A 24,048-nucleotide genomic window follows, 5' to 3' on the forward strand; every position below is an offset into this window, starting at 1 on the left:
GAAGGGTCAGAGGAACTGGCGGAAGTTGGTCGATGCCAAGTCGAGCAGTTCGTCTCCGCGCCCGCTCAGTACTGTGCGGATGGCGTAGAGCGTGAAGCCCTTCGCCTGCTCCAGTGTCACGTTCGGCGGCATCGAGAGCTCCTGTCGATCCGAGCGCACTGAGATCAAGGCGGGGCCGTCGTGTGCCAGGGCTCTCGTCATCGCCTCCTCGAGCTCGTCGGAGTCGTCCACACGGAACCCGGCGATCCCGATCGCTTCGGCGACCGCCGCGAAATCGGGATTCTTCAGATCCGTACCGAAAGAGACGAATCCGGATGCTTTCATCTCCAGCTCGACGAAGTTCAACGACGAGTTGTCGAACACCACGATCTTCACCGGCAGGTTGTTCTGCACGATGGTGATCAGCTCGCCGAGCAGCATCGCCAAGCCGCCGTCGCCGGCCATCGCGATGATCTGCCGGTCGGGGAAGGCGGTCTGGGCGCCGATGGCGTGCGAGACCGCGTTCGCCATGGATCCATGGACGAAGGACCCGATCACGCGTCGCTTCCCGTTCGTCCTCACATAGCGCGCCGCCCAGATGACGGGAGATCCGACATCGGGGATGAAGACGGCGTCCTCGTCTGCGAGACGGTCGAGCACTCGAGCGATGTACTGCGGATGCAGGGGCTTCTGGTGCCCGGCCGGTACGGCCAGGTCGTCCAGTTTCTCGCGGGTCCTGGCGTAGTGCTTCCGAGCCTCGTCGAGGTGGTGACTGTGTCGTGAACCGTTCAGCAGCGGCAGGAGGGCGAGGGCCGTGTCTCTCACGGTCCCGACCAGTCCGATGTCGACCGGGTGCCGCTTGCCGAGCTGTTCGCCGCGGATGTCGACCTGGATGTGCTTCGCTCCCGCGGGATAGAACTGCTCGTAGGGGAAGTCTGTTCCGAGCATGAGGACGACGTCCGCGTCCTCCATGGCCCGGTAGCCGGAGGTGAATCCGAGAAGCCCGGTCATGCCGACGTCGTAGGGGTTGTCCCACTCGATGTGCTCTTTGCCACGAAGTGCATGCACTATCGGCGCCTGCAGACGTTCGGCGAGGGCGATCACCTCGTCGTGGGCTCCCTGCACGCCTGCGCCCGCGAGGATCGTCACCCTGCTCGCGTGGTTGAGCATGTCCGCGGTTCGCTGAAGCTCTCCTTCGGACGGGATGATGCGGGGCCTTGCCTGCTCCACCCGGACCGTGCGGTGGTGCCAGGCTTCGGCGACCAGGACATCGCCGGGGATGACGAGCACCGCGACACCGCGCTTCTCCACCGCGGCGCGCATCGCGATCTCGAGCAGCCGCGGCATCTGCTTCGCGTCAGCGACGTACTCGACGTAGACAGAGCACTCACGGAAGAGCTCCTGCGGGTGGGTCTCCTGGAAGTAGCCGGTGCCGATCTCCTTCGTCGGGATGTGGGCCGCGATGGCGAGGACCGGGACACGCGATCTGTTCGCGTCGTAGAGACCGTTGATGAGATGCAGGTTGCCCGGGCCGCAGCCCCCCGCACACACGGCCAGGTCTCCGGTGAGTTCTGCGGAGGCGGCAGCGGCGAACGCGGCGGCCTCCTCGTGACGGACGTGCACCCAGCTGACGGTGCCGTCCTTCCGCAACGCGTCGGTGAATCCGTTGAGGGTGTCACCGGGCAGACCGTAGATGCGGCGGACGTCGTTCTCACGGAGAGTGGCGACGATGACTTCGGCGACGGTGGGCATGAGGGCACGATTCCTTTCCTCGCAGCGTGATGTTGTCATCACTGCCTTCCGACGATGATGGGCCGGTCGGCCGGGGAAAAGATTCATCAAATGACGGAACTCCCGCTCGATCGTCCGCACCTCCACCGTTCTTGCGGTCGACGAACGGTTCGGCTCGCGAACTCGTCGACCCCGGAGCGGCGAGGGCCGACACGCGCGCGAGACGTGCCGACACCAGCCGCTCAGGCCGGTGTCGGCGGGTCGGGCCGGCGCGGCCGGACCGCGCGGCGGAGGGGGTCGCCTGGCTCTCTCTCCTTCTCGAGCGGTCTGACGACGACCGGGCTCCGAGCGGCTGAGCGGAGTGGGAGTAGAGGTACCCGGGGTTCCGCCGCGCCGGAGGGCGATCAGCGCGACCACGCGGCAGTCCAGGAGGAGCCGCTCCGTCCCGAGCGGTGATCCTCCGTGATCACCGTCTCCGGCCAGAGACGCGCAGATGCACCCCGCAACGTCCCGGGGTGCACCTGCGCGTCACGACTGCCGGTGCCGCCCCGGTGCTACGCCTGGATGAACGCCAGCAGGTCGGGGTTGATGACGTCGGCGTGGACCGTCAGCATGCCGTGCGGGTAGCCCTCGTAGATCTTGAGGGTCGAGTTCTGCAGCAGCTCGTGCTGCTTCAGCGCGGCGTCCTTGTAGGGCACGACCTGGTCGTCGTCGCCCTGCGTGACGAGGACCGGGACGGTGATGGCCTCGAGGTCCGCGGTCTGGTCGGTCTCGGAGAACGCGGCGATGCCCTCGTAGTGCGCGAGCGCCGATCCGGTCATGCCCTGACGCCACCAGTTGTCGATCACCGGCTGCGAGACCGCCGCGCCGGGGCGGTTGAACCCGTAGAACGGGCCGGAGGCGACGGCCTGGAAGAACTCGGCGCGGTTGGCCGCGAGTGCCTCGCGGAAGCCGTCGAAGACGGAGATCGGCGTCCCGTCGGGGTTCGCCTCGGTCTGCACCATCAGCGGGGGCACCGACGAGACGAGGACCGCCTTCGCCACACGGCCCTGGGGCTCGCCGTACTTCGCCACGTAGCGCGCGACCTGGCCGCCGCCCGTGGAGTGGCCGATGTGGACGGCGTTGCGGAGGTCGAGGTGCTCGACCACGGCGTTGACGTCGCTGGCGTAGTGGTCCATGTCGTGACCGGTGCCCACCTGGGTCGAGCGGCCGTGACCGCGACGGTCGCTCGCGATCACGCGGTAGCCGTGGGAGTGGAAGAACAGCATCTGCGCGTCCCAGTCGTCCGAGGACAGCGGCCATCCGTGGTGGAACACGATGGGCTGCGCGTCGACGCTTCCCCAGTCTTTGTAGTAGATCTCTAAGCCATCGTCCGTGGTCACAAACGGCATGATCGAAACCTCCGTGCTCAGGTCGATCCCGAGCCCTGCCCGGGTCGAATTCGAAGTGGTCGTCGTCTCTGGGAGTCCAGAGTGGCTCCACGATAACGGCGGGTATTCGCGCTGCGCGGGGTCGTCGTCGATGTTCCTACGTTTGTCCAGACCCTCCTCTTCTGCAGGTGAACGGGTGCTCTGCGGCGGGTGAACGGCTGCCGTCAGGAGGTCGCAGCCTCGACAGTGAGGGGTTCGGGGGACGTCGCCTGAGGACTCTGCGCAGCGGCGGTGAAGGACTCCGGCGTGATGTCGAAGCGCATGTCGAAGGCGACCGGAGGCAGCGCCTCGCCGGGAGCGATCGATCCTGACCAGAAGGCGGTGACGATGTTCCCGTCTCCGTAGTCGCCCAGTGTCCACCCCGCCTGCGCTCCGTTCGAGAGGCCGTAGCAGATTCCCGTCTCCTCGGCCGGGGCGAAGAGCAGCTGCACCGATGCGGTGGTGACGGGAGAGGTCCCCCCGACGACCTCCAGCTGCACGCCCGGCTTGTAGAACGGCGCGCCGGTGACGGCGAACGTCCAGCTGCGCCAGTGCAGCTCGCCTCCTGTGCTGGCCGACGCACGGGGCGCACTGAGAGCGGCCGCGATGACGGGAGCGCTCCAGGCTCCCGCCCGCACAACGGTCCGTCGATCGACATCGATGTGGTCGTGTGCCATGAGAACCCCGGTCCCGTCGCGGAGGGCGGCCCACGGAACGGGGCGGCCGTCACCTGGTGAGGACCGTAACGCACGAGCGCGGTCGCGCCGGAATTCGTCACGCACTGTTCTTCGACCGGTTGGCCGATAGCGGAAGAAACTAGCGGAGAAGGCCTTCGACGAACGGCCCGGCGACGGCCTGCTCAGACGGAGTCGCGCCTCACCGGCGGGCACGCGACGAGCTGCGGGTGCTCGGCGGCAGTGGCACCCCTGCTCAGGAGGAGCCTGACGCCCGCTGCGCCGAGCTCGTAGTGGGGCAGGGCGACGGTCGTCAGCGGAGGCCGGAGGTGGGCCGCGATCACGTCCTGATTGTCGAAGCCGATCACGGCGACGTCCTCGGGGATCCGCAGGCCGTGCTCGCGCAGCCCGTCGTAGAGCCCCATCGCGACACGGTCGTTGTGGCAGAACACGGCGCCGGCGCGCGAGGCCAGGATCCGCTCGGTCGCGAGGTACCCGCCCTCCTGCTCGGGCGAGGCCTCGACGACCAGGTCCTCGTCGAAGGGCAGGCCGGCCGCGTCGAGAGCGGAGCGGTAGCCCGCGAGCCGGCCGCTGCGAGCGGGGGAGACCGTGGTCGTGTTGATGAAGGCGATGCGGCGGTGGCCCGCGGCCAGCAGCTCCTCGGTCGCCGTCCGGCCGCCCTGCTCCTCGTCCGGCACCACCGCAGGCAGGCCGCTGCCCGGGGCGAAGCAGTTCACCAGCACGGTGTCGGTCTCCTGCAGCATCTCCGGCACGACGATCTCGCGGTGGTACCAGGTGGAGTAGAGGATGCCGTGCACCTGGTGCTCGAGCATCATCGCGATCGCCTCGTCCTCGGCCGCGCGGTTGCCGTCGGAGTTCGCGATCAGGAGCACGTAGCCCTGTCTCCAGGCCTCGTCCTGAGCGCCGTGGATGATCTGGCCGGCGAAGGGAGTGGTCGCGATCGCGTCGGCCACGAGCCCGATGAAGCGGGAGCTCCCGTGCCGGAGCGTCTTCGCGAGGGCGTTGGGGCGGTAGCCGAGGCGGGCCACCGCCTCCTGGACCCGGAGCCGCGCACCCTCGCCGATCCGGGCCCCCGGCTTGTCGTTGACGACGTGGGAGACGGTCGCCACGGACACGCCGGCCGCCTTCGCCACGTCTCTCATGGTGACGACCGGTCCGTTGCGCCCGTGGTCCGTCGTGCTCATCCCTTGGTCGCTCCGCTCTCGAGGCCCTGGATCATGGCCTTGTTCAAGACGAGGAAGACCAGCAGAAGCGGCGTCACCGTCACGCAGACCGCCGCGAAGGTGGCCGTCCAGTCAGTGTTCCCCATCGCGCCGATGTAGTTCTGCAGGCCGAGCGGGATCGTCTTCAACCCGTCCGAGAGGACGAAGGTGTTGGCGAAGATGAAGTCGTTCCAGATGAAGATGCTGTTCACCAGCACGACCGTGATGATCGTGTTCACCGACAGCGGCGACGTGATCCTCAGGAAGATCCGGAACGGACCCGCTCCGTCGAGCGAGGCCGCCTCGTACATCTCGGCGGGGATGTACTCGTAGAACGACGAGAACAGGTACACCGCCATCGGCAGGGCGAATGCGGCGAGCGGGATGATCATCGACAGGTGCGTGTCGAGGAGTCCGACCCGCGAGTAGTCGATGAACAGCGGGACGAGGGCGATCTGCACCGGCACGATGATGCCCAGGAGGAACAGCGAGCGCACGACCCTGCTCCCTCGGAATCCGAGGACCTGCAGGGCGAAGGCCGCCATCATCCCGGCCACGACGATCACGGCGCTGGCGCCGAGGGTGACGATCAGGCTGTTGACGATGTTCAGCCCGAGGTTCCCGCTCCCGAAGGCGCGGGAGTAGTTCTCGAGCGTGACCTCGGCGGGCAGGGCGAACGGGTTGCCGCCGGCGAAGTCGGCGGCGGTGCGGAAGCTGGTCAGGAACAGCCAGGCCAGGGGGTACACCTGCACGAGGACGATCGCGACGACGGTCACGGTGAGCAGGATCCGCTGCGCCCGCAGCCGCGGGGACCGGTGCGGCCGGCGCGGGCGCGGTGCCGGGGTGGTCGGGAGAGCGGCCGCTGTCGGCCGGGTGAGCACGGGCGTGGTCATGAGTCGTCCCTTCGACGCAGGAGCAGGAGGATGATGCCGACCGCGATCAGGCACTCGATCACGATGAAGACCGAGATCGCGCTGGCGTAGCCGTAGTCGGTGTGCACGAAGGCCGTCTTGTACATGTAGGTCGTCAGGAGCTCGGACGACTGGCCCGGCCCGCCGTTCGTGAGTAGGTAGGGGATGTCGAACCCGCGCAGGGCGAAGGTGGTGGCCATGATCGTCGTGGTGATCCAGACCGGGCGGATGTACGGGAAGCGCACTCGCCAGAACAGCTGCCACCAGGTCGCGCCGTCCAGCCGGGCCGCCTCCTCGAGCTCGCGCGGGACGGCCAGCAGGGCGGCGTAGATGATCAGCATGTACAGCCCGGTGAAGCGCCAGCCCTCCGGGATCGACACGGCGGCCAGCACCGTCGACACGTTCGAGAGCCAGGCCGTCTGCAGGCCGTCGAGCCCGATCCAGCCGAGAGCCTGGTTGAGCAGTCCCAGCGGCTCCAGCGAGTAGATCCGCTGGAACAGGATGGCGATCGCCACGGTCGAGATGACGGCGGGCAGGAGGTAGAGCGTCTTGACCAGCTCGCGGGCCCGCGGGAGGGCGGTGAGCAGGCTCGCGACGATGAGCGCGCCGCCGAGCTGGAGCACGAGGCAGATCGCCAGGTAGCCGAGGGCATTGCCGAACGAGGTCCAGAAGACGTCGTCGCGGGTCAGCATCTTGACGTAGTTGTCGAGGCCGACGAAGGCCATGTCGGTGATGCCGTCCCAGCGGAAGAAGCTCAGGACGAGCGACTGCACGATCGGGAGCAGCACGGCCAGCCCGTAGACCACGAGCGGTGGCAGGAGGAAGACGAGGACCGAGAGGCGGGAGCGGCGGGGGAGCATCGAGGCGACGGCGGGCCGCGCGCGTCGCCTCGTCGGCGCGGGAGCGAGCTCAGTCATCGCTGTTCTCCGCGAGGGCCGCATCCATCGTCTCGACGAACTGGTCGGGAGTGGTGTCGCCCTGGACGAGCAGGGTCAGCTCCTGCTGCAGGCGGGTGTTGGTGGCGGGGTCGAGCTGGGTGTCCCAGGGCATCGCGATGGCGGAGCCGACGCTGTCGGCCTGCTCGACGGCGCGGGTGTACAGGGGCGTGGCGTCGGCGGGGACGGCCGTGGTGGCCGTGGTGGTGGGCGAGAGGGCGCCGGTGGCGGCGTAGACCTCGGGGTAGCGCTTCAGGGCGAAGGCGAGGAAGTCGCGCACCAGCGGGTCGTAGGTCTGGGAGTTGACGGCCATGCCGATGCCGGACGGGGTGACGTACTCGTCGTCGGCGGTCACGGCTCCCTCGACGCTCGGCAGGGTGAAGTAGTCGACGGAGTCGCGGACCGCGGGGTCGAGCGCCTCGGTCGCGAGGTTGCCCAGCTCCCAGGTGCCGATGTTGTAGACCGCGGCCTTCCCCGAGGTGAAGAGCGCCTGCGCATCGGCGTAGCCCGTCGACGAGAAGCCCTCCTGGAAGCAGCCCGCCTCGCCGAGCGACGAGAGCCACTCGGCCGCGGCGCGACCGGGCGCGTCCGAGAAGGAGGCCTCACCGTTCTTGAGGTCCTGCACGTACTGCGGACCCGCCGTGCGGAACGGGTAATAGGCCATGTAGCGCTCGAGCGGCCACTGGTCCTGGCCGTCCAGGGCGATCGGCGTGACGCCCTGGGCCCGCAGCGCCTCGCACATCGCGGGGAAGTCGTCGAGGGTCGCGGGGACGGTGACTCCGGCCTTCTGCAGGAGCGCCTTGTTGTACCAGAAGAACTCCAGCTGGAACTCGAACGGGACCATGTACAGCGATCCGTCGTCGAAGCGCTGGTAGTCGAGGGCGGCCTCCCGGTACTCGTCGGCCAGGCCGAGGTCCTCGAGCAGGGCGTCGACGTCCATCATCCGGCCCTGCCCGGCGAGCTTCTGCGCGAACGGGGTGGCGTCGGTGTCGAAGAGCTCGGGCAGCTTGTTCGCGGCGGCGAGCGTCTCGTACTTCTGGACGTACGAGGGGCGGTCGGGGGTCGTGATCAGATCGAGCTCGAAGCCGGGGTGGTCGGCCGCGTACTCGTCGGCGATCTGCTGCATCGCCGTGATGACGCCTCCGTCGGCGGGGCGCGAGAGCAGCCACGAGATCGGGCGCGGGACGATCTCGCCCTCGGGGTTCACGTCGGTGGGGGCTGCACCGGACGAGCCTCCGGCGCAGCCGGAGAGGAGCAGGACGAGGGCGGTCGAGGCTGCGGCGAGGAACGAGCCTCTGCGCGTGATGGCGGGCATGATCGGAATCTCCATTGATCGGTGTGGGTGGTGGGCGTGCGGGGTGGGGAGTCGACGGGGTCAGGCGTCGGCGGAGACGAGCAGGCGCGCCTCGTCGGAGTCGGTCGCCGGTCGGCGTTCGGCGAGGGCGAAGCCGACGATCTCGACCCGGCCCTCTCCGACGAAGACGCCGACCTCGCCGGCGGGGCGGTCGTACAGGCGCGTGCTGAGCACGACGGCGTCGTCGACCGTGGCGATGCAAAGGTCGCCGTCGACGACGACCTCGAGCTCGTGGCGGCCGGGTTCGAGGCGGACCGGCCGCTCGAGCTCCACGGCGAAGGGGACGTCGCCCGAGATCTGCCACTGCTCGGTCCCGGTCGCCCGGCGGGGCCACCGGTCGATGACGAGGCGGTGGCGACGCGGTTCGAGGCGCAGGACGTAGCTCTCGTCGCCGTCGGCGCTCGCCCGGAGGAGCACGCCGCACTCGGTGGTGCCGGCGCCGATGTCGAGGGTGGCGACCAGGCGGAAGGCGGTGGGCGCCTCCGCCCCGGTCAGCAGCTGCGCGTAGCCGTCGGGGGCGTCGAGGACGCTCCCCTCGGGGGGCAGCGGGCGCGGCTCCTCGAAGCTCTCGCGCAGCTCGTCCGTCGGGTGGAAGGCGAGGGTGCCGTCGGCCCGCTGCTCGGCCTCGAGCACCGAGAGGGTGCCCGCCCACTGCCAGGCGCCGTCGTCGCTCGAGTCCTCGCGGGAGGCGATCCAGCCGAAGAAGAAGCGGCGGCCGTCCCGCTGGGCCGACTTGGCCGCGTAGAAGGCCCGGCCGTCGATCGTGTCGTGCTCGGGCACGAGCCAGGGCCCGTGCAGATCGCGCGACATCCGGTAGCGGGTGGCGAAGGAGTCGCTGAACTCCGACCAGACGAGGTACCACCAGCCGCCCCAGCGGAAGACCTCCGGGCACTCGTGGGCGAGGTAGCGCCGCGGGTCCCAGAACGGCTCGGCCGGCTGCCAGACAGCCAGGTCGGTGGAGGTGCACTGCGCGATCACGCCGCGCCGTCGTGAGGGGCCGTCGATGTGGCGGGCCGTGATGAGCATGCGCCAGAGGCCCGCCTCCTCGTCGCGGAAGACGAAGGGATCGCGCCAGTCGGCCGTCTCGTAGCCGGGGGTCGCGCCGAAGGTGTCCGCGGGGCGGCGCTGCCAGGTGCGCATGCCGTCGTGGCTGGTCGCGTGCAGGACGAGCTGCAGGGGGAGGCCGTCGGGACCGCGGTGCTCGGGGTTCTGGCCGGTGTAGAAGACGTGGTGGACGCCCTCGGCGTCCTGGACGACGCTGCCCGTGTAGACGTTGAAGTCGTCCGAGTGGGGGCCGCCGGAGTCGAGGGCGACCCCCGCGTCCTCGAAGTCGATCAGGTTCCGCGTGATCACGCGCCGCCAGGGCATGCCCTCCTTCGGCGTCGCCCGCGTCTCGTGCAGGTGGAAGAGGTGGAACCCGTCATCGTCCTGCCAGGGGATGAGATCCCCGACCCAGGCGTTCTCGGGGCGGTGGAAGCCGCGCTGACTCATGTCACTCCATCGTGTGGTTAATCGGTTACGCACACCATAACCGCTTCTCGAGTCATTGATCAACCGTTTAATCACGCGAATTCGGCTCGAGTCGGCCCGGTCGCGACGACGGCTCGAGCGCGACGAAGGCCCCGGGCGCGGAGGCGCACCGGGGCCGGGTGTGGGGGCCCTAGACGGGACGCCGGAGGAGCCCGCCCGGCGAGCGGATCGTCGCCGCAGCGATCGCCATCGCTCGGGTGAGGGCGAGGATCGGATCCTGGTCGCCGAGGACGAGCCCGGCGACGACGGTGGTGAAGGTCGCGTCACCGGCACCCATCGTGTCGATGATCGCGCCCGGCGCCGACGCGATGGGCGCCTCGGTGCGCTGCGAGCGGCCCACGAGGGCTGCTCCGTCGGGCCCCGCCGTCTCGAGGACCACCCCGGCGCCCGCCGCGAGCAGCCGCTCGGTGGCGTCGGGCAGGCCGGCGCCGAAGACGAGCTCGGCGTCGTCGGCGCCGACCTTCACCAGATCGGCGCGGGCCGCCAGTCTCAGCAGGCCCTCGGCGAAGGCGGTCCGATCGCGCAGCAGGCCGTGCCGCGGGTTCGGGTCGAGCGCCAGCCGGGCGGAGGGAGGGAGGAGCGCCTCCAGGGTCCGCACCTCGGCGGGATCGTCGAACGGGAACCCGCTGACGACGATCACGTCGGCCCGGGCGGCCGCCTGCCGCAGCGCCTCCGTCGGCACGAGCGTCCGCCGGCGCGTCGCCTCGGAGAAGGAGTAGCGCGGCTCGCCCGCCGAGCGGTCGGAGACGGCGCGCCCGGTGCCGAGCGGAGCCTCGGTCGCCAGCAGCGCGACGCCGTGCGCCTCGAGGTGCCCGCGGAGCAGCGCGCCGGCCGGATCGTCGCCGACCATGCCGGCGAGCACGGCCGGGACGCCGAGCACCGCGAATCCCACCGCGACGTTCAGCGCGGAGCCTCCCGCGACATCGATCGACCCCTCGGGCGTCCGCAGCTCGTCGATCAGCACGTCACCGAGGACGAGGACCGCCGGCCGGACGGCCCTCTCGTGCTCACCGGCCATCGAGCACGGTGACGTCGAGGGAGACGTCCGCGAGCACCGCGGACTCGGAGCGCAGCAGCACGGCGATGTCGTCGTCGGCGGGGAAGATCTGGTCGGTGAGGACGATGCGGCCGTCGTCGGCGAACACCTCGATCGAGGAGACGTCGACCCACACGTCGAGCTCGACGCCGCCCTCTCGCGAGGGGACTGCGGCCGTCGAGACACTCGCGAAGGCGGGCGAGAAGCTCGTGTCGCCGGACTCCCGGCGGTCGATGCTCAGGCGGCCCTCCTCGATGCGGACGACGGTGCCGCGCGTGCCGTCGGCCGAGGCGCGCACGACCAGCTCGAGAGGTGCCGCGGCGGGCCGGCAGCGGAGGCGGATCCGGAGCGCCCGGCCGTGCGCGCTCTCCGGGACCGCGAAGAGCCCGGCGCTCGGCGACGGGTCGTCGGAGGAGAAGTCGGGCTCCCCGGTCGCAGGAAGGGCCGGACGCTGCACCAGCCGCTCGCCCTCGAGCGAGAGCAGGCGGGGCAGAGCGGCGGATCCGCGCCACGGCGAGGTCGGGACCGTGTGGGCGTAGTCCCAGTTGCTCATCCACCCGATCATCGTGGGCGCGGGGGAGTCGGACACCGTCACTCCCGCGTAGAAGTCGCGCCCGCGGTCGAGCCAGTCCCACGACGTCGCGGTGAAGGAGGTGCCGTCGAAGTCGCCGACGAAGTACTGCATGCCCGAGCCGCCCGCCGGGTTGCCGGGGTTCAGCGAGACCAGCAGCACCCAGCGGCCGTCGAGCGGGAAGAGGTCGGGACACTCCCACACCCCGTCCGTCGCGCCCGCCGGGCCGAACACCGACAGCGGCGTCCACGAGCGCAGGTCGTCGGAGCGGAAGAGGTGGACCTGGTGATCCAGCGCCTCCACGGTCGCCATCACCCAGTGGTCCTGGTAGCGGAACACCTTGGGATCGCGGAAGTCGGCGGTGCCGCGGTCCAGGACCACCCCGTGCTTCGTCCAGGTCTCGCCGCCGTCCGTGCTCGAGGCGAGGGCCTGCGACTGGCTGCCCTCGCGATCGGAGGTGTAGAGCGCCACGAGCGGAGGCTCCTCCGCGGTGCCGAGCCCGGAGGAGTTCGTCGCGTCGAAGACGATCGAGCCGGAGAAGACGCCCTCGTGCTCATCGTGCAGCAGTGCGACGGGGTGCTCGGTCCAGGTGAGCAGGTCGGCGCTGGAGGCGTGGCCCCAGCTCATGTTCCCCCAGTCGTCTCCGCTCGGGTTGTGCTGGAAGTAGAGGTGGTAGCGGCCGCCGTGGTGGATCAGGCCGTTCGGGTCGTTCATCCAGTGGCGGGCCGGTGCGAAGTGCACGGCCGGCCTCACGGAGAGGGCGGTGGTGGTCATCGAGGGGTCCTCTCGGGGTGCGTGAGCAGGGTGGTGTCGGGGGTGCCGACGGGGGGAGTGCCTCCGAGGGCGCCGACGACGGGCCGGTCGGCGTCGTCGATGCCGTCGCGGTTCACCCAGTGCGTGCCGGTGATCCACTGCACGGCCCCGCGGTCGGCGCCCGCGCTGCGGCGGGAGGTGATGCCGGCGATCTCGGCTCGCGCCTGCGCTCGGTCGGCGCGGTCGAAGGCCTCGGTCCGGTGCGGATCGGGCGCGGCCGAGATCAGGAGTCGCGTGTAGGGGTGGCGGGGCGAGTCCATGACCTCGGCGCTGCTGCCGCCCTCGACGAGGACGCCCTGGAGCATCACGCTCGTGGTGTCGGCGAGGAAGCGGGCCGAGGCGAGGTCGTGGGTGATGTAGAGGATCGAGATCCCCCGCTCGTCTCGCAGGCGGCGCAGGAGCTGGAGGACCCCCATCCGCACCGAGACGTCGAGCATCGAGGTCGGCTCGTCGGCGAGGATCACCTTCGGGTCGGCGGCGAGGGCGCGCGCGACGGCGACCCGCTGGCGCTGGCCTCCGGAGAGCTCGTGCGGGTACCGGTCGAGGAACCCGGGGTCGAGCTCGACCGACTCCATCAGCTCCTGGGCGCGCGCGACGCGCTCGCGGGCGTTCAGCTCGGGAGCGTGCAGGACCAGGGGCCGCTCGAGGAAGTGGCGGACCTTCTTCGTCGGGTTCAGCGATCCGAAGGGGTCCTGGAAGACCATCTGCACCGTTCGGCGGTAGTTCCGCGACGCTCGGCGGGGCTCCTTCTGCAGGACGTCGACACCGTCGACGACCATGCGGCCGGAGGTCGGCTCGACGAGGCGCGCGAGCATCCGCGCGATGGTGCTCTTGCCACTGCCGGACTCGCCGACGAGGGCCATGATCTCGCCCGCGTGCAGCTCGAGGTCGGCGTGGTCGACGGCGACCGTGGACTTCTTCGAGAAGAGCCCGCCGGTGCGGAACTCCTTGGTCAGCCCGCTGAGCGAGACGACGACCTCGCGCTCGTCGGCCTTCTCGACCGGGGCCGCCTCGCCGCCGGTGCTCCGCTGGATCGGCGGGAACGCCGCGATCAGCTTGCGCGTGTAGTCGCTCTGGGGGTTCGCGTACACCTCGCGCGACACTCCGCTCTCGAGGAGGCGGCCGTGCCGCATCACGCCGAGCCGCTGCGAGATCTCGACCATGAGGGAGAGGTCGTGCGTGATGAAGAGGATCGCGAAGCCCAGGCGCTGCTGCAGCTCCTTGATCTCGTGGATGATCTCCTGCTGCACGACCACGTCGAGGGCCGTGGTCGGCTCGTCCATGATCAGCATCGGCGGTTCGAGCGCGAGCGCGATCGCGATGACGGCGCGCTGCCGCATGCCGCCCGAGAGCTGGTGCGGGTAGGCGTCGATCCGATCGCGGTCGATCCCGACGAGCTCGAGCAGCTCGGCCGCTCGGGCCCTGGCGGCCCGACGGCTGTCGCCGCGGTGGGTGGCGAGGACGTCGACGATCTGGTCGCCGACGGTCATCACCGGATTGAGCGCGTTCATCGCGCTCTGGAAGACCATCGAGACGCGGCTCCAGCGGAAGCGGCGCAGCTCCTCGTCGTCGAGGGAGGTGACGTCGACGCCGTCGCAGTGGATGGAGCCCGAGACGACGCGGCCGTTGGCGCCGAGGAGCCGGAGGATCGCCGTGGCGATCGTCGACTTGCCACTGCCGGACTCGCCCGCGAGGCCGAACGTCTCGCCGCGGCGGATCGTGAAGGACACGTCGTCGACGGCGCGGACGGTGCCGGCCCCGGTCTCGTACTCGATCGAGAGGTTGCGGACGTCGAGGACGACGTCGTCGGTCGAGGGGGAGGAGGTGCTCATTTCCGGAGGCCCTTCTTCTTCGCGCGGATGAGGCGCGGATTGGTGATCTCGTCGACCGCGTAGTTGATGAGCGCGAGCGAGAAGGCGACGAGCGCGATCGCGACGCCGGAGGGGACGAAGGTCCACCAGGTCGCCCGGATCAGGGAGCCCTCGATGCTCGACCAGTAGAGGTTCGTGCCCCAGCTGACCGACGAGACGTCGCCCAGGCCCAGGAACTCCAGGCCCGCCTGAGCGCCGATGCCGAAGATGACGCACGCGAGGAAGGTGCTCATCACGACGGACGCCATGTTGGGGAGCATCTCGCGCAGCATGATGTGCAGCGAGCGCTCGCCGGTGACGACGGAGGCGTCGATGAAGTCCTTGCCGCGCAGCGACAGCGCCTGCGAGCGGATGACGCGGGCCGAGCCCGCCCAGCCCGTGGCGACGAGCACCAGGATGATCGTGCCCGGCCCGGGCGGCAGGAACGCGGCGAGGATGATCAGCAGCGGCAGTCCGGGGATCAGCAGGAACACGTTGGTCACGACGGAGAGCACGTCGTCGACGACCCGCCCGAAGTACGCCGAGGCGAGGCCGACGATTAGTCCGACGACCGTGGCCGCGATGCCGACCGCGAATCCGATCGAGAGCGAGCTGCGCGACCCCCAGAGCAGGAGGGCGAGGACGTCCTCGCCCTTCGCCGTCGTGCCGAGCAGGTGGGCGAGCGAGGGCGCTTCGGAGCCGGCGACCACGGCGGTGTTCGGATCGCCGGGGGAGAGCAGGGGAGCGGCCAGCGAGAGGAGGACGAAGAGGGCGAGGATCGCGACGCCGACGACGGCGCGGCGGTCCTTGAGGATCCGCGCGAGGAAGTGGCTGCGCACGGCGCGGGTGGGCGCGGGCGTCGCGCTCAGCGGGTCGTCGATCGCGGTGGCGGGGAGGGGGTTCTGGAGGGACATGGCTACCTCACTCGCACGCGCGGGTCGAGCCGCACGTAGACGATGTCGATCAGGAAGTTGGCGATCAGGACGGCTGCGGTCAGGGTCAGGAAGATCCCCTGCATCAGCGGATAGTCGAGCGCCTGCACAGCGCGCAGCAGCTGGTACCCGATCCCCGGGTAGGCGAAGACGACCTCGGTCAGCAGAGCGCCGCCGACGACGAAGCCGATCGACATGCCGAACGAGGTGATCGAGGGGAGCATGGCGTTGCGGGCGGCGTAGCGGAACATGATGCGCCCCTCCCGCAGGCCCTTGGCGCGGGCCATCGTGATGTAGTCCTCGGCCGAGGTCGCGATCATCGTGTTGCGCATCCCGAGCATCCAGCCGCCGATCGAGACGGCGACGATCGTCACCGCGGGCAGGAACAGGTGGGTGAGCACGTCGCCGAGGAACTGGGGTGAGAAGGACGGCTGCGAGCCGAGCGTGAAGGCCTGCCCGATCGGGAACCACCTCAGCGTCACGGCGAAGAGGAACAGCGCGCCCATCGCGATGAAGAAGTAGGGGAACGAGCCGACGAAGACGAGCAGGGGCGGGAGGATGCGGTCGAGGACGCCGTTGCGGCGCCAGGCGACCACGATGCCGAGCAGGTTGCCGAGGATCACAGCGACGATCAGCGCGGAGCCGCCCAGCAGCAGGGTCCAGCCGAGCTGTGTGCCGATCACCTGGGTGACCGGCGTCGGGAACTGCGAGATCGACATGCCCAGCTGCCCGGTGAACACGTCGCCGAGGTACTGCACGTACTGCAGCGGCAGCGGTCGGTCGTCGAGCCCGAACAGGTGGCGGAACTGGTCGATCTGCTCATCGGTGAGCGAGCCCTGCATCGTGCCGATCATCCGGCCGACGGGATCGCCGGGGATGAGGCGGGGGAGCAGGAAGTTGATCGTCAGCGACGCCCAGAACGCGATGAGGTAGAAGCCGAGCCGACGGAGCACGAAGGTCATGAGAGTGGTCCTCCTGAGGTGTTGGGGAAGAAGGAAGGGCGTCCCGCCCGGCGCGCGCCGGGCAGGACGGAGTCAGCGGGGGACACGGTCCGCTCGCGACGGGAAGGGCCGAGCCGGGCGGCTCGGGGAGTCCTGGTACCAGTAGGCGACCGAGGACACGTCGTCGGAGCGCTCGACGAGGTCCGGGCCGACCTGCCCGATCTGCTGCAGGGTCACCCGCAGGCTCTCGTGGAAGTAGACCGGGTCGGGCTCGTGCCACCGGTACATACCGTGGACGGGCGCCATCGCTGTCGCGTACACCGCCTGCTGGGACTCGTCCCGGGTCGAGTACTGGGGGTAGCCGACGTACGGGGCGCTGTAGGTGAGCACCTGCGGCTCGAACTCCTTCGACAGGCGGTCCTGGAACGCCCAGGCGCCGCCGTAGTAGTCCTCGGTCCCGGTGCCGCAGATCGTCGGGTGGTCGGTGTCGCCGTCGAGGAAGAACTTCATCTCGCCCTCGCCCCACCAGTACCGCTCGAGCTGGACGATCGTCAGCGAGGTGCCGACGAGCACTCCCGAGCCCTCGACGCCGTCGAGGACCGTGTAGTCCACGCCTCGGGTCGTGGGGTTCTCGCGCCGGTACTCCGCGTGGAAGCGGAGCGGTCCGATCTCCGACGTGTCCTTCTTCTCGAGGTAGTCGATCTGGTAGAACAGCCCGCCCACGTCGACGGGGTGCTGGTTCTCGAGGGTGATCCGCGCCCCGTCGGCGAAGGGCATCGTGAAGTACGCGTTCATCCCCCCGGTCGGCGCGACGAGCACCAGGCTCGAGGTGACCAGGCTGCGCTGCCCGTTCCCGTTGCAGAAGAAGTCGCCCAGCGGCGCCTCGACGGCGGGCGTCTCGGAGCCGTCCCAGTACATCCGCAGCACCAGGTCGCGCAGCACGAAGCCGACCGCCTCGGTGTGCGTGGACACCGTGAACCAGAGGTGCCGGATCTCGCCGGCGCCCGAGAGGTCGGCGAGCGTGGTCGTCTCGCCGGCGGGCAGGGTGATGCAGGGGGCGCCCTTCCGGCCGGGGCCGAGGATCGAGGAGGCGCGGCCGCCCTCTCCCGGCGCTCCGGTCGGGTTCTCGGCCGTGACGGCCCTCGACCGGTCGCCGGCAGTCAGCGCCGCGTTGGCGCGGGTGAGCCAGTCGCTGCTCATCGGTCCTCCTCCTTCTCGTCCTGGATGCTCCGGAGCTCGCCGGAGACCTCGACACGACCCTCCTGAGCGAAGACCGCGAGCGAGTCGCCCCGCTGGTCGTAGCCGCGGAAGGTGAAGGCGGCGGTGCCGCCGAGGTAGACGACCGAGATCTCGCCGTCGAACACGATCGTCATCGTCACGTCGCCCTGAGGCGTCTCGAACGGGCGCACATCGAACGGCGCGTCCGACCCGAAACGGTCGAGGCGGTCGATCCGCACCCGGTGCTTCCCGGGTTCGAGGGTGACGGAGTAGCCGGGGCGGCCGGTCTCGTCGGTCCGCAGCTCGACGCCGAACGCCTTGGTGCCCGGCCCGGGAGTGAGCACGAGGTCGACGAGGCCGGTGTGCGGCATCCGCGTCAGCACCCGGCGCTCGAAGCCGTGCTCCGACCCGATGGTGCTCGCCTCGAGAGCGACCGGAGCCGCCGCGCGCGTCTGCTCGAGCGTCCGGCGGGTGAGAGCGGCCTCGACGACGCGCAGCGTGCCGTCGTCGTTCTGCAGCAGCTCGTGGACGACGAGGTTGCCGCCCCACAGCCAGGGCGCGCCGTCCTGGCCGACGGCGTAGTTCGGGCACCAGCCGACGAGGTAGCGGCGCTCGCCGTCCGAGACCGTCTTGGCGGCGTAGAGCCCGAGACCATCGAGCTCGTCGTCGTCGGGCGCGGTCCACGGGCCGTCGAGCGAGGTGGCGGTGCGGTAGCGGGTGACCGTGCGGTCGGTGAGCGTGGAGTACACGAGGTACCAGCGGTCGCCCACCCGGAACAGATCGGGGCACTCGTGCATCGAGAAGAGGCCGGGAGCCCAGAGCGGCTCGCCGACGGTCCAGGTCAGACCGTCGGGCGAGGTGGCGGTCGCGGTGACGCCTCGGCGCAGCTCCGGCCCCTCGAGGCTCTGGCCGGCGATCAGCATCCGGTAGCCGCCGTTCTCGTCCTCGAAGACGAACGGGTCGCGCCACTCGTGAGCGTCGTAGAGTCCGGCGTCCGAGACGAGCGCGAACTCCGTGTCCTTCTCCCAGGTCACGAGGTCGGTGCTGGTGGCCCGCAGGACCGTCTGGTGGCGGCCGCCGTGCTCCTTCTGCCACTCGCCGAAGCCGGTGTAGTAGGCGTAGTAGCGGTCGCCGATGCGGACGACGCTGCCGGTCGCAGCGGAGGCGTCGGCGTCGCGGAGGCCCCCGCGGCGCACGGCCGGGCCGTGCTCCTCGAACTCGACGAAGTCGGTGGTCGAGATGTGCCACCAGTCGGTCTCGACGCGATCGTGGGTGTCATCCGCGTAGCGCTTGAGGTAGAAGACGTGGAACACGCCGTCGGCGAAGTAGGGGATGGTGTCGCCCAGGCGAGCGCGCTCGGGCTTGTAGAACAGGGTCACAGGAGTCGCCTTCACAGGAGAGAGGGGGCGGTGGGGCCCGAGGGCCCCACCGCCGGAGGGACTAGCGCGGGTGGATCGTCGTCAGGACCTTGACCGTGCTCGACGCCTCGGGGGAGAGGGTCGCGTACGGGTCGTCCTCGCTGGGCCAGCCCACGAAGGTGGTGCTGTTGTAGGCGCCCCACTCCGGGCCGGGGAACAGCGGGATCGTCGGGGCCTTCTCGGAGTAGAGGGCCTGCAGCTGGTTCATCACGGAGCGCTGCTCGTCCTCGCTGGTGGCCGCAGCGAACTGGTCGAGCAGGACGTCGGCCTGCGGGTCGCAGAAGCGCTGGAAGTTCTGCGTGGCCTGCTCGCCCGCGGGCTGGACGGTGCGGCAGGAGAGCATGCCCCGGTAGAACTCGTAGGGCGTGACGCCGGTCTGGCTCCAGGCGATGTTGCCCTGGTAGGTGCCGCCGAAGAGCGCCTGGTTGATCTGCGACCAGTCCTGCACCTTCAGCGGAGCGTCGATCCCGATCGCCTTCATGTCGTCCGAGATCACCTGCGCGACCGCGATCCAGTCGGTCGACGCCGAGCCGACGCCGATCGTGAACGAGACCGGAGTGCCGTCGGGGGAGACCCGCATGCCGTCCGAGCCCTTGGTGTAGCCCGCGGCGTCGAGCTTCGCGTTCGCCGCGTCGACGTCGTAGGTGGTCCAGTCGCACTGCGAGACGATGCTCGCGTCGCGCCAGGAGTCGTAGGCGTCGCTCAGACCGGTGCAGTCGGCGGCGTGGGTGTACCCGCTCATCCCGGTCGAGGCGACCTTGTCGCGATCGATGCCCATGCTGATCGCCTTGCGCAGCTCCACATCGTCGAACGGCGCCTGGGTGGTGTTCAGCGTGAGCGAGATGGTGTTGCCGACCGAGGGGAACCAGTAGCCGCGGTGCTCGGGATCGGGATCGACGTAGGTCTTCTGGATGTCCTGGATGAAGCCGAGGCCGAAGTCGATGTCACCGTTGATCGCCGCGATGTTCGCCGCGTCGTTGCCGCCGTAGGCGATGACGCGGATCCCGGAGTAGTCGGCCTTGTCCTTCTGCCAGTAGTCGGGGTTGCGGAGCAGATCGAAGGACTGCGCCGAGAAGCTCTGCACCTGGGTGAAGGGCCCTGACCCCACCGGGTCGGGGTTCTGGAAGGTGGCCGGGTCGTCGACGTCCTTCCAGATGTGCTCGGGGACGACCACCTGGACGCCGAGCTCGTAGAGCCCGGGGGTGTACGGGCGGTTGAAGGTGTAAGTGACCGTCTTGTCGTCCGTCGCCGCGACCGAGTCGACGTAGTCGTAGGTCGCGTCGCCGAGGACCTCGCGCACGAGACCGAAGGTGTAGGCGACGTCCTGCGCGGTGAGGGCCTCTCCGTCCGACCAGGTCAGGCCGTCGTTCAGAGTGAAGGTGAGCTGCAGGCCGTCGTCGCTCCACTGGTAGCCGCTGGCGAGCCAGGGGTCGATCTCGCCCTTCGCGAGGTTCGTGACCATCAGCGACTCGTAGATCGACCGGTTGGTGATCTTGAGCGCTGTCGGTGAGAACGGGTTGAAGTTGCGGGTGAAGGAGGCGTTGCCGATGGAGGCGATGCGCAGGGTGTCGCCGGTGCTCGCGCTGGGGGCGGCGGTGCACCCGGCAGCGCCGAGCGCCACCGTTGCGGCGAGAGCCGCGGGAACTACTAACGCGCGCCAGAAGCGTCGCGCAGAAGATCGGGACATTGTTTTTCCTTTCGACTGTGAATGGAACGGGCGAGGTCCAGGGGCTGGGGGTCTCGCCACGTGGTGCGCCTCCGCGAGACGGCGGAGGAGGTCGGTGGGTCGGTCAGACGGAGTCGCGGAGGATCGGGGGGCAGCGGACCGTGAATCGTCCGGTGCCGCGATCGGCGGGGTCGCGGACGAGGAGCTCGGCTCCGAGCCGCCCCATCTCGTGGAAGGGCAGGGCGATGCTCGTGAGGGAGGGGCGCAGGTACTCGGCGATGACCTCGTGGTTGTCGAAGCCGACGATCGAGAGGTCGGAGGGGATGCTGAGGCCGTGCTCGCGGGCCGCGTCGTAGGCGCCCATCGCGATGCGGTCGTTGCCGCAGAAGAGGCCGTCGGGCCGTGCCCGCGAGAGGAGCGCGCTCGTGGCCTCGTAGCCGGTCTTCGCGTCCGCGCCGCCGATCACGATCAGCTCGGGATCGACCGGGATCCCGGCCTCGTCGAGGGCCTGCCGGTAGCCGGCGAGCCGGCCGCGCGCCGCGTCGAGGTGCTCGTCGATGCTGACGAGCGCGATCCTGCGGCGTCCGCGCTCGATCAGCAGCCGGGTGGCCGTGTAGCCGCCGTGCTGCTCGTCGGGCACGATCGACGGATGCGTGCCGGCCTCGTCGTAGCAGTGCACGAGGACGACGTCGATGTCGTCGAGGGCGCGGGGGATCTCGATCGCGCGGTTGAAGGTCGTCGCGATCATGACGCCACCGACCCGGTGCTCGAGCATCATCTCGACCGACCGGCGATCGGGGTGGTCGGGAGTCGGAGTGCCGACGATGATGAGCGACTTGCCGTGCTCCCAGAACCACTCCTGAGCACCGGCGATGAGCTCGCCCGCGAAGGGGGTCGAGACGATGTCCGTGACGAGGCCGAAGAGATCGCTCGTCCGGCCCGCGAGGGCACGGGCTCCCGCATTGGGGCGGTAGCCGAGCTCCGCTGCGGCGGCGAGGACCCGGGCCCTGGTCTCGCTCGAGACCTGCTTCTCGTCGTTGAAGGCGAACGAGACGGCCGAGCGCGAGACGCCGATGTGGCGCGCCACGTCGCTCATGGTGATTGCTCTCCGAGCCATTGGGCAACCTCCCTGTCGCGCGCCAGAAGTAAAGCTAACGCGCGTTAGAAGCGACGTCAACACCCGGACGGGAACTCCGATCCGCGACCGACGGACCGCTTCCGACGACGCGGCTAGTCGAGAGCGCCGAGGACGACGGCCGCCGAACGGGCGACGAGCGCGTCGTCGTAGGCCGCGTCGGGGTCGTTGCGCGCTGTGAGGATCGACAGGACGATCGGATCGCGGCCCGGAGGCGTGACCACCGCGACGTCGTTGCGGATCCCGCCCGCCCCGCCCGACTTGTCGGCGACGACCCATCCGCTCGGCGCGCCGGCGCGGACGAGCGCATCGCCCGTCGCGTTGCCGCTCATCCAGTCCAGGAGGAGCGCCCGGTCCTCGCCGGGCAGGGCGGTGCCGAGGGTGACGGCGCGCAGCGCAGCGGTGAAGGCGGCCGGAGTGGTGGTGTTCGCGGTGCTGCCCGGCTCGATCGTGTTCAGCGCGGGCTCGTCGTCGACGACCTCGGTCGTCGTGTCGCCGAGGTCCTCCAGACCCCTGTCGAGGGCGGACGGCCCGCCCAGGCGGGCGAGCACCAGGTTCAGGGCGGTGTTGTCGCTCCTGCGCACCGCCGCCTCCGCGAGCTCGGAGAGCGGGAGTCCCTCGCCGATGCTCTCGCTCGTGACGGGCGAGTAGCCGGCCGCCTCGACGTCGGCGGCGGTCCAGGTGACGATCTCGTCGCGCTCCGCGGCGGGAACGGCGCGGAGGAACTGGGCCGCGGCGAGCACTTTGATGCTCGACGCGTAGCCGAAGCGCTCGTCCTGGCGGTGCGAGACGAGTCGATCGGAGGCGGTGTCGACGGCACTGACGCCGATCCGCGCGTCGAACTCGCTCTCGAGCGCCGCGAGCTCGGCGGAGACGTCGATCGGCGCCGAGGACGCGGGCGGTGCGGCGGCGGTCGACGGGGGCGACGATGCGGCCGGCGCGCCGGGCGAGGTGCAGCCGGCGAGCACGAGGACGGCCGCGACGAGGAGGAGGGGCCGAGCGGCGGCACCCGGCGGGCGGCCCCTCACAGCGCCGAGTAGACGAGGAGGAAGACGCCGGCCGCCGCGGCGGTGACCGCGAGTGCCGCGACCGCGACGATCACGCGCGGACGCCTCCGCACGATCGCGAGGACGAGGAACCCGGCTCCCAGGATGATCTGGAGCCACCAGTAGACGGGGCTGGTCGAGTCGATGATCGCGCCGAGCGCCCACAGGCCCTCGCCGATCAGCACGCCCGAGAGCGGCGCGACCGCCAGCACGCGCCAGGGCGTCGTCCCGTGCAGGGTCAGCGCGGCGGCGGCTCCGAGGATCGGACCGGCGGGGACGGCGAGCAGCCAGAACACGTCGGTGAACGGAGGCGAGTAGCCGAAGCCGCGCGCCGCGGTGACGAGGTCGTAGCCCTCGAGCAGCGCCCAGAACGTCAGCAGCCCGAGCAGCGCCGCCGGCACCGGGCGGGCGCCGCCCATCCGCACCAGCGCGAACACGAGCATCGACCAGCCGCCGGAGGAGTTGGCGAACGAGCTGAGCGATGCCGGGAGCGAGCCCTGCAGCAGGCTGGTCAGCCCGCCGAGGATCAGGCCGCCGATCAGGGCGACGACGAGGGCGCGCAGCAGACGCGGGCGGGGCACGGCAGGAGGCATGAGTCGATTCTCGCCAGGTGGGAGGCGGGGGGCATCGGGGAAGACCCTGATCCGCTGACGCGAGTACCGCCGCGTCAGCGCGGCGACGGGCTCGGCCCGCCGGCCAGTAGCAGGGTCCCGGTCACGAGCTGCCAGGCTGTCACCGTGTAGACGGCGACGCGCTCCCAGACGCCGTCGGGCAGCAGATCGAGGGCGGTGCTCCCGGAGTCGACCCGCAGCAGCACCAGCCCGAGCAGCCCGACAGTGCCGAGGACGATGCCGACCGTCCCGGGCGCCCAGCGCGTGCGCGACCGCAGCACGGTGACTCCCGCGGTGATCGCGGCCAGGTTCCCGCCGATGATCGCCAGGGCGGCGCCCAGGACGTGGATCCCCGCGGTGCCGTTCTCGAGGCTCTGCCGGCTGCCGTGCACGAGGCCGACCAGGGCGATGCCGACGGAGTGGGCCGCGGCGAGAGCGAGGAAGGCCCACCGCGGGCCTCCGGAGCTCGCGCGCACCGTCGTCAGCGCGGCAGCGAGGAACAGCACTCCCTCGATGACGAAGCCGGCGTTCATCACCGCGTGCAGGGGCGAGTCGATCGCGCGGCCCTCGTAGGCGCCGACCTCGGGCACGCCGAGGTCGCTGATGTAGTTCTCGGCGTAGCTGTAGCCGGGGAAGGCCGAGGCCGCGACCGCCTCCGCGCCGAGGTAGACGAGAGGCCCGACGATCCAGAGCAGGCCCGCGATCGTGCGGAGGCGGCGAGGAGTGGTCACCGCCCCATCCTCCGCGATCGGCTCCGGTCGCTCTGACGGATCCGGGGCCGCGCACAGCGGAGCCCGCCGGACACGCAGCCCGGACCCGTTGTGCTCCGAACGGGTGACATCCCTCCGGATGCGCGACCGCGCAGGACCGATGATCCACCGCCCGTCGCGAATCGACGGATGTGCGAGCCGCCCCACCGGCGCTCCAGTGCCCTGATCGGGTATAGCGTCGGGACCAGCGTGAGTCTTCGCGCTGCACTCTCCTCGGCACATGACCGGTGGTCCCGCTCGCGAGCGGATCCGGCCCTGCGGAGCCTCTGAGCCCGCCGCTCCCGCTCGTTCGCGA

At 70.3% G+C, this 24,048-nt stretch carries 20 protein-coding genes; all 20 read right to left on the reverse strand.

The window, feature by feature from the left end:
- Positions 1 to 6 precede the first annotated feature (6 nt).
- Positions 7 to 1,731, reverse strand: coding sequence for a ubiquinone-dependent pyruvate dehydrogenase (gene poxB, locus ASG06_RS08750; protein WP_056041141.1), 1,725 nt, complete (start codon positions 1,729 to 1,731; stop codon positions 7 to 9).
- Between the two features lie 533 nt (positions 1,732 to 2,264).
- Positions 2,265 to 3,101, reverse strand: coding sequence for an alpha/beta fold hydrolase (locus tag ASG06_RS08755; protein WP_056041145.1), 837 nt, complete (start codon positions 3,099 to 3,101; stop codon positions 2,265 to 2,267).
- A 203-nt stretch (positions 3,102 to 3,304) separates the two neighbouring features.
- The gene (locus ASG06_RS08760; protein ID WP_156465937.1) at positions 3,305 to 3,796 is read right to left on the reverse strand and encodes a hypothetical protein; all 492 of its coding nucleotides are present in this window, start codon (positions 3,794 to 3,796) and stop codon (positions 3,305 to 3,307) included.
- Positions 3,797 to 3,978: 182 nt separating this feature from the next.
- Complete coding sequence (locus ASG06_RS08765; protein WP_056041149.1) at positions 3,979 to 4,998, reverse strand: LacI family DNA-binding transcriptional regulator; 1,020 nt, start codon at positions 4,996 to 4,998, stop codon at positions 3,979 to 3,981.
- Positions 4,995 to 5,909 carry a carbohydrate ABC transporter permease gene (locus ASG06_RS08770; protein WP_056041151.1) on the reverse strand — a complete coding sequence of 305 codons (915 nt, stop codon included), beginning with the start codon at positions 5,907 to 5,909 and terminating at the stop codon, positions 4,995 to 4,997. Before ASG06_RS08770 ends, ASG06_RS08765 begins: the two co-directional genes overlap by 4 nt.
- Entirely contained in the window at positions 5,906 to 6,787 is an 882-nt protein-coding gene (locus ASG06_RS08775; protein WP_056042477.1) for a carbohydrate ABC transporter permease, read from the reverse strand. Before ASG06_RS08775 ends, ASG06_RS08770 begins: the two co-directional genes overlap by 4 nt.
- Before the next feature lie 49 nt (positions 6,788 to 6,836).
- Positions 6,837 to 8,177: an ABC transporter substrate-binding protein gene (locus ASG06_RS08780; RefSeq protein WP_056042480.1), complete on the reverse strand. Its 1,341-nt coding sequence runs from the start codon at positions 8,175 to 8,177 to the stop codon at positions 6,837 to 6,839.
- A 60-nt stretch (positions 8,178 to 8,237) separates the two neighbouring features.
- On the reverse strand, positions 8,238 to 9,707 hold the full coding sequence (locus ASG06_RS08785) for a GH32 C-terminal domain-containing protein (protein WP_056041154.1): 1,470 nt from the start codon (positions 9,705 to 9,707) through the stop codon (positions 8,238 to 8,240).
- 169 nt (positions 9,708 to 9,876) lie between these two features.
- Positions 9,877 to 10,764 carry a carbohydrate kinase family protein gene (locus ASG06_RS08790; protein ID WP_056041155.1) on the reverse strand — a complete coding sequence of 296 codons (888 nt, stop codon included), beginning with the start codon at positions 10,762 to 10,764 and terminating at the stop codon, positions 9,877 to 9,879.
- The gene (locus ASG06_RS08795) at positions 10,754 to 12,127 is read right to left on the reverse strand and encodes a glycoside hydrolase family 32 protein (protein ID WP_056041158.1); all 1,374 of its coding nucleotides are present in this window, start codon (positions 12,125 to 12,127) and stop codon (positions 10,754 to 10,756) included. The genes ASG06_RS08790 and ASG06_RS08795 overlap by 11 nt, the downstream gene beginning before the upstream one ends.
- Positions 12,124 to 13,998 carry a dipeptide ABC transporter ATP-binding protein gene (locus ASG06_RS08800; protein ID WP_056041160.1) on the reverse strand — a complete coding sequence of 625 codons (1,875 nt, stop codon included), beginning with the start codon at positions 13,996 to 13,998 and terminating at the stop codon, positions 12,124 to 12,126. The genes ASG06_RS08795 and ASG06_RS08800 overlap by 4 nt, the downstream gene beginning before the upstream one ends.
- Positions 13,995 to 14,930, reverse strand: a complete 936-nt coding sequence (locus tag ASG06_RS08805; protein WP_056041161.1) for an ABC transporter permease — start codon at positions 14,928 to 14,930, stop codon at positions 13,995 to 13,997. The genes ASG06_RS08800 and ASG06_RS08805 overlap by 4 nt, the downstream gene beginning before the upstream one ends.
- A gap of 2 nt (positions 14,931 to 14,932) precedes the next feature.
- Positions 14,933 to 15,910 carry an ABC transporter permease gene (locus tag ASG06_RS08810; protein WP_056041163.1) on the reverse strand — a complete coding sequence of 326 codons (978 nt, stop codon included), beginning with the start codon at positions 15,908 to 15,910 and terminating at the stop codon, positions 14,933 to 14,935.
- 72 nt (positions 15,911 to 15,982) lie between these two features.
- Complete coding sequence (locus tag ASG06_RS08815; protein ID WP_056041165.1) at positions 15,983 to 17,089, reverse strand: glycoside hydrolase family 172 protein; 1,107 nt, start codon at positions 17,087 to 17,089, stop codon at positions 15,983 to 15,985.
- Positions 17,086 to 18,486 (reverse strand): family 43 glycosylhydrolase, encoded by a 1,401-nt coding sequence (locus ASG06_RS08820; protein ID WP_056041167.1) that lies wholly within the window; start codon positions 18,484 to 18,486, stop codon positions 17,086 to 17,088. Before ASG06_RS08820 ends, ASG06_RS08815 begins: the two co-directional genes overlap by 4 nt.
- A 61-nt stretch (positions 18,487 to 18,547) precedes the next feature.
- Positions 18,548 to 20,212 carry an ABC transporter substrate-binding protein gene (locus tag ASG06_RS08825; protein ID WP_056041169.1) on the reverse strand — a complete coding sequence of 555 codons (1,665 nt, stop codon included), beginning with the start codon at positions 20,210 to 20,212 and terminating at the stop codon, positions 18,548 to 18,550.
- Positions 20,213 to 20,315: 103 nt separating this feature from the next.
- The gene (locus ASG06_RS08830) at positions 20,316 to 21,308 is read right to left on the reverse strand and encodes a LacI family DNA-binding transcriptional regulator (RefSeq protein ID WP_082499085.1); all 993 of its coding nucleotides are present in this window, start codon (positions 21,306 to 21,308) and stop codon (positions 20,316 to 20,318) included.
- 113 nt (positions 21,309 to 21,421) lie between these two features.
- Positions 21,422 to 22,354 (reverse strand): class A beta-lactamase, encoded by a 933-nt coding sequence (bla, locus tag ASG06_RS08835; protein ID WP_056041171.1) that lies wholly within the window; start codon positions 22,352 to 22,354, stop codon positions 21,422 to 21,424.
- The gene (locus tag ASG06_RS08840; protein WP_156465938.1) at positions 22,351 to 22,965 is read right to left on the reverse strand and encodes a DUF6518 family protein; all 615 of its coding nucleotides are present in this window, start codon (positions 22,963 to 22,965) and stop codon (positions 22,351 to 22,353) included. The genes bla and ASG06_RS08840 overlap by 4 nt, the downstream gene beginning before the upstream one ends.
- Positions 22,966 to 23,039: 74 nt before the next feature.
- On the reverse strand, positions 23,040 to 23,714 hold the full coding sequence (locus ASG06_RS08845) for a DUF998 domain-containing protein (RefSeq protein WP_056041174.1): 675 nt from the start codon (positions 23,712 to 23,714) through the stop codon (positions 23,040 to 23,042).
- Positions 23,715 to 24,048 lie beyond the last annotated feature (334 nt).

The organism is Rathayibacter sp. Leaf185 (assembly GCF_001423885.1).
Taxonomy (GTDB): Bacteria; Actinomycetota; Actinomycetes; order Actinomycetales; family Microbacteriaceae; genus Rathayibacter.

Coding starts and splice junctions, on each gene's coding strand:
- ASG06_RS08775 (WP_056042477.1), bottom strand. CDS start 6,787: ATGCTCCCCCGCCGCTCCCGCCTCTCGGTCCTCGTCTTCCTCCTGCCA.
- ASG06_RS08805 (WP_056041161.1), bottom strand. CDS start 14,930: ATGTCCCTCCAGAACCCCCTCCCCGCCACCGCGATCGACGACCCGCTG.
- ASG06_RS08825 (WP_056041169.1), bottom strand. CDS start 20,212: ATGTCCCGATCTTCTGCGCGACGCTTCTGGCGCGCGTTAGTAGTTCCC.
- ASG06_RS08795 (WP_056041158.1), bottom strand. CDS start 12,127: ATGACCACCACCGCCCTCTCCGTGAGGCCGGCCGTGCACTTCGCACCG.
- ASG06_RS08800 (WP_056041160.1), bottom strand. CDS start 13,998: ATGAGCACCTCCTCCCCCTCGACCGACGACGTCGTCCTCGACGTCCGC.
- ASG06_RS08755 (WP_056041145.1), bottom strand. CDS start 3,101: ATGCCGTTTGTGACCACGGACGATGGCTTAGAGATCTACTACAAAGAC.
- ASG06_RS08785 (WP_056041154.1), bottom strand. CDS start 9,707: ATGAGTCAGCGCGGCTTCCACCGCCCCGAGAACGCCTGGGTCGGGGAT.
- ASG06_RS08840 (WP_156465938.1), bottom strand. CDS start 22,965: ATGCCTCCTGCCGTGCCCCGCCCGCGTCTGCTGCGCGCCCTCGTCGTC.
- ASG06_RS08790 (WP_056041155.1), bottom strand. CDS start 10,764: ATGGCCGGTGAGCACGAGAGGGCCGTCCGGCCGGCGGTCCTCGTCCTC.
- ASG06_RS08810 (WP_056041163.1), bottom strand. CDS start 15,910: ATGACCTTCGTGCTCCGTCGGCTCGGCTTCTACCTCATCGCGTTCTGG.
- ASG06_RS08760 (WP_156465937.1), bottom strand. CDS start 3,796: ATGGCACACGACCACATCGATGTCGATCGACGGACCGTTGTGCGGGCG.
- ASG06_RS08830 (WP_082499085.1), bottom strand. CDS start 21,308: ATGGCTCGGAGAGCAATCACCATGAGCGACGTGGCGCGCCACATCGGC.
- ASG06_RS08770 (WP_056041151.1), bottom strand. CDS start 5,909: ATGACCACGCCCGTGCTCACCCGGCCGACAGCGGCCGCTCTCCCGACC.
- ASG06_RS08780 (WP_056042480.1), bottom strand. CDS start 8,177: ATGCCCGCCATCACGCGCAGAGGCTCGTTCCTCGCCGCAGCCTCGACC.
- poxB (WP_056041141.1), bottom strand. CDS start 1,731: ATGCCCACCGTCGCCGAAGTCATCGTCGCCACTCTCCGTGAGAACGAC.
- ASG06_RS08815 (WP_056041165.1), bottom strand. CDS start 17,089: ATGAGCAGCGACTGGCTCACCCGCGCCAACGCGGCGCTGACTGCCGGC.
- ASG06_RS08765 (WP_056041149.1), bottom strand. CDS start 4,998: ATGAGCACGACGGACCACGGGCGCAACGGACCGGTCGTCACCATGAGA.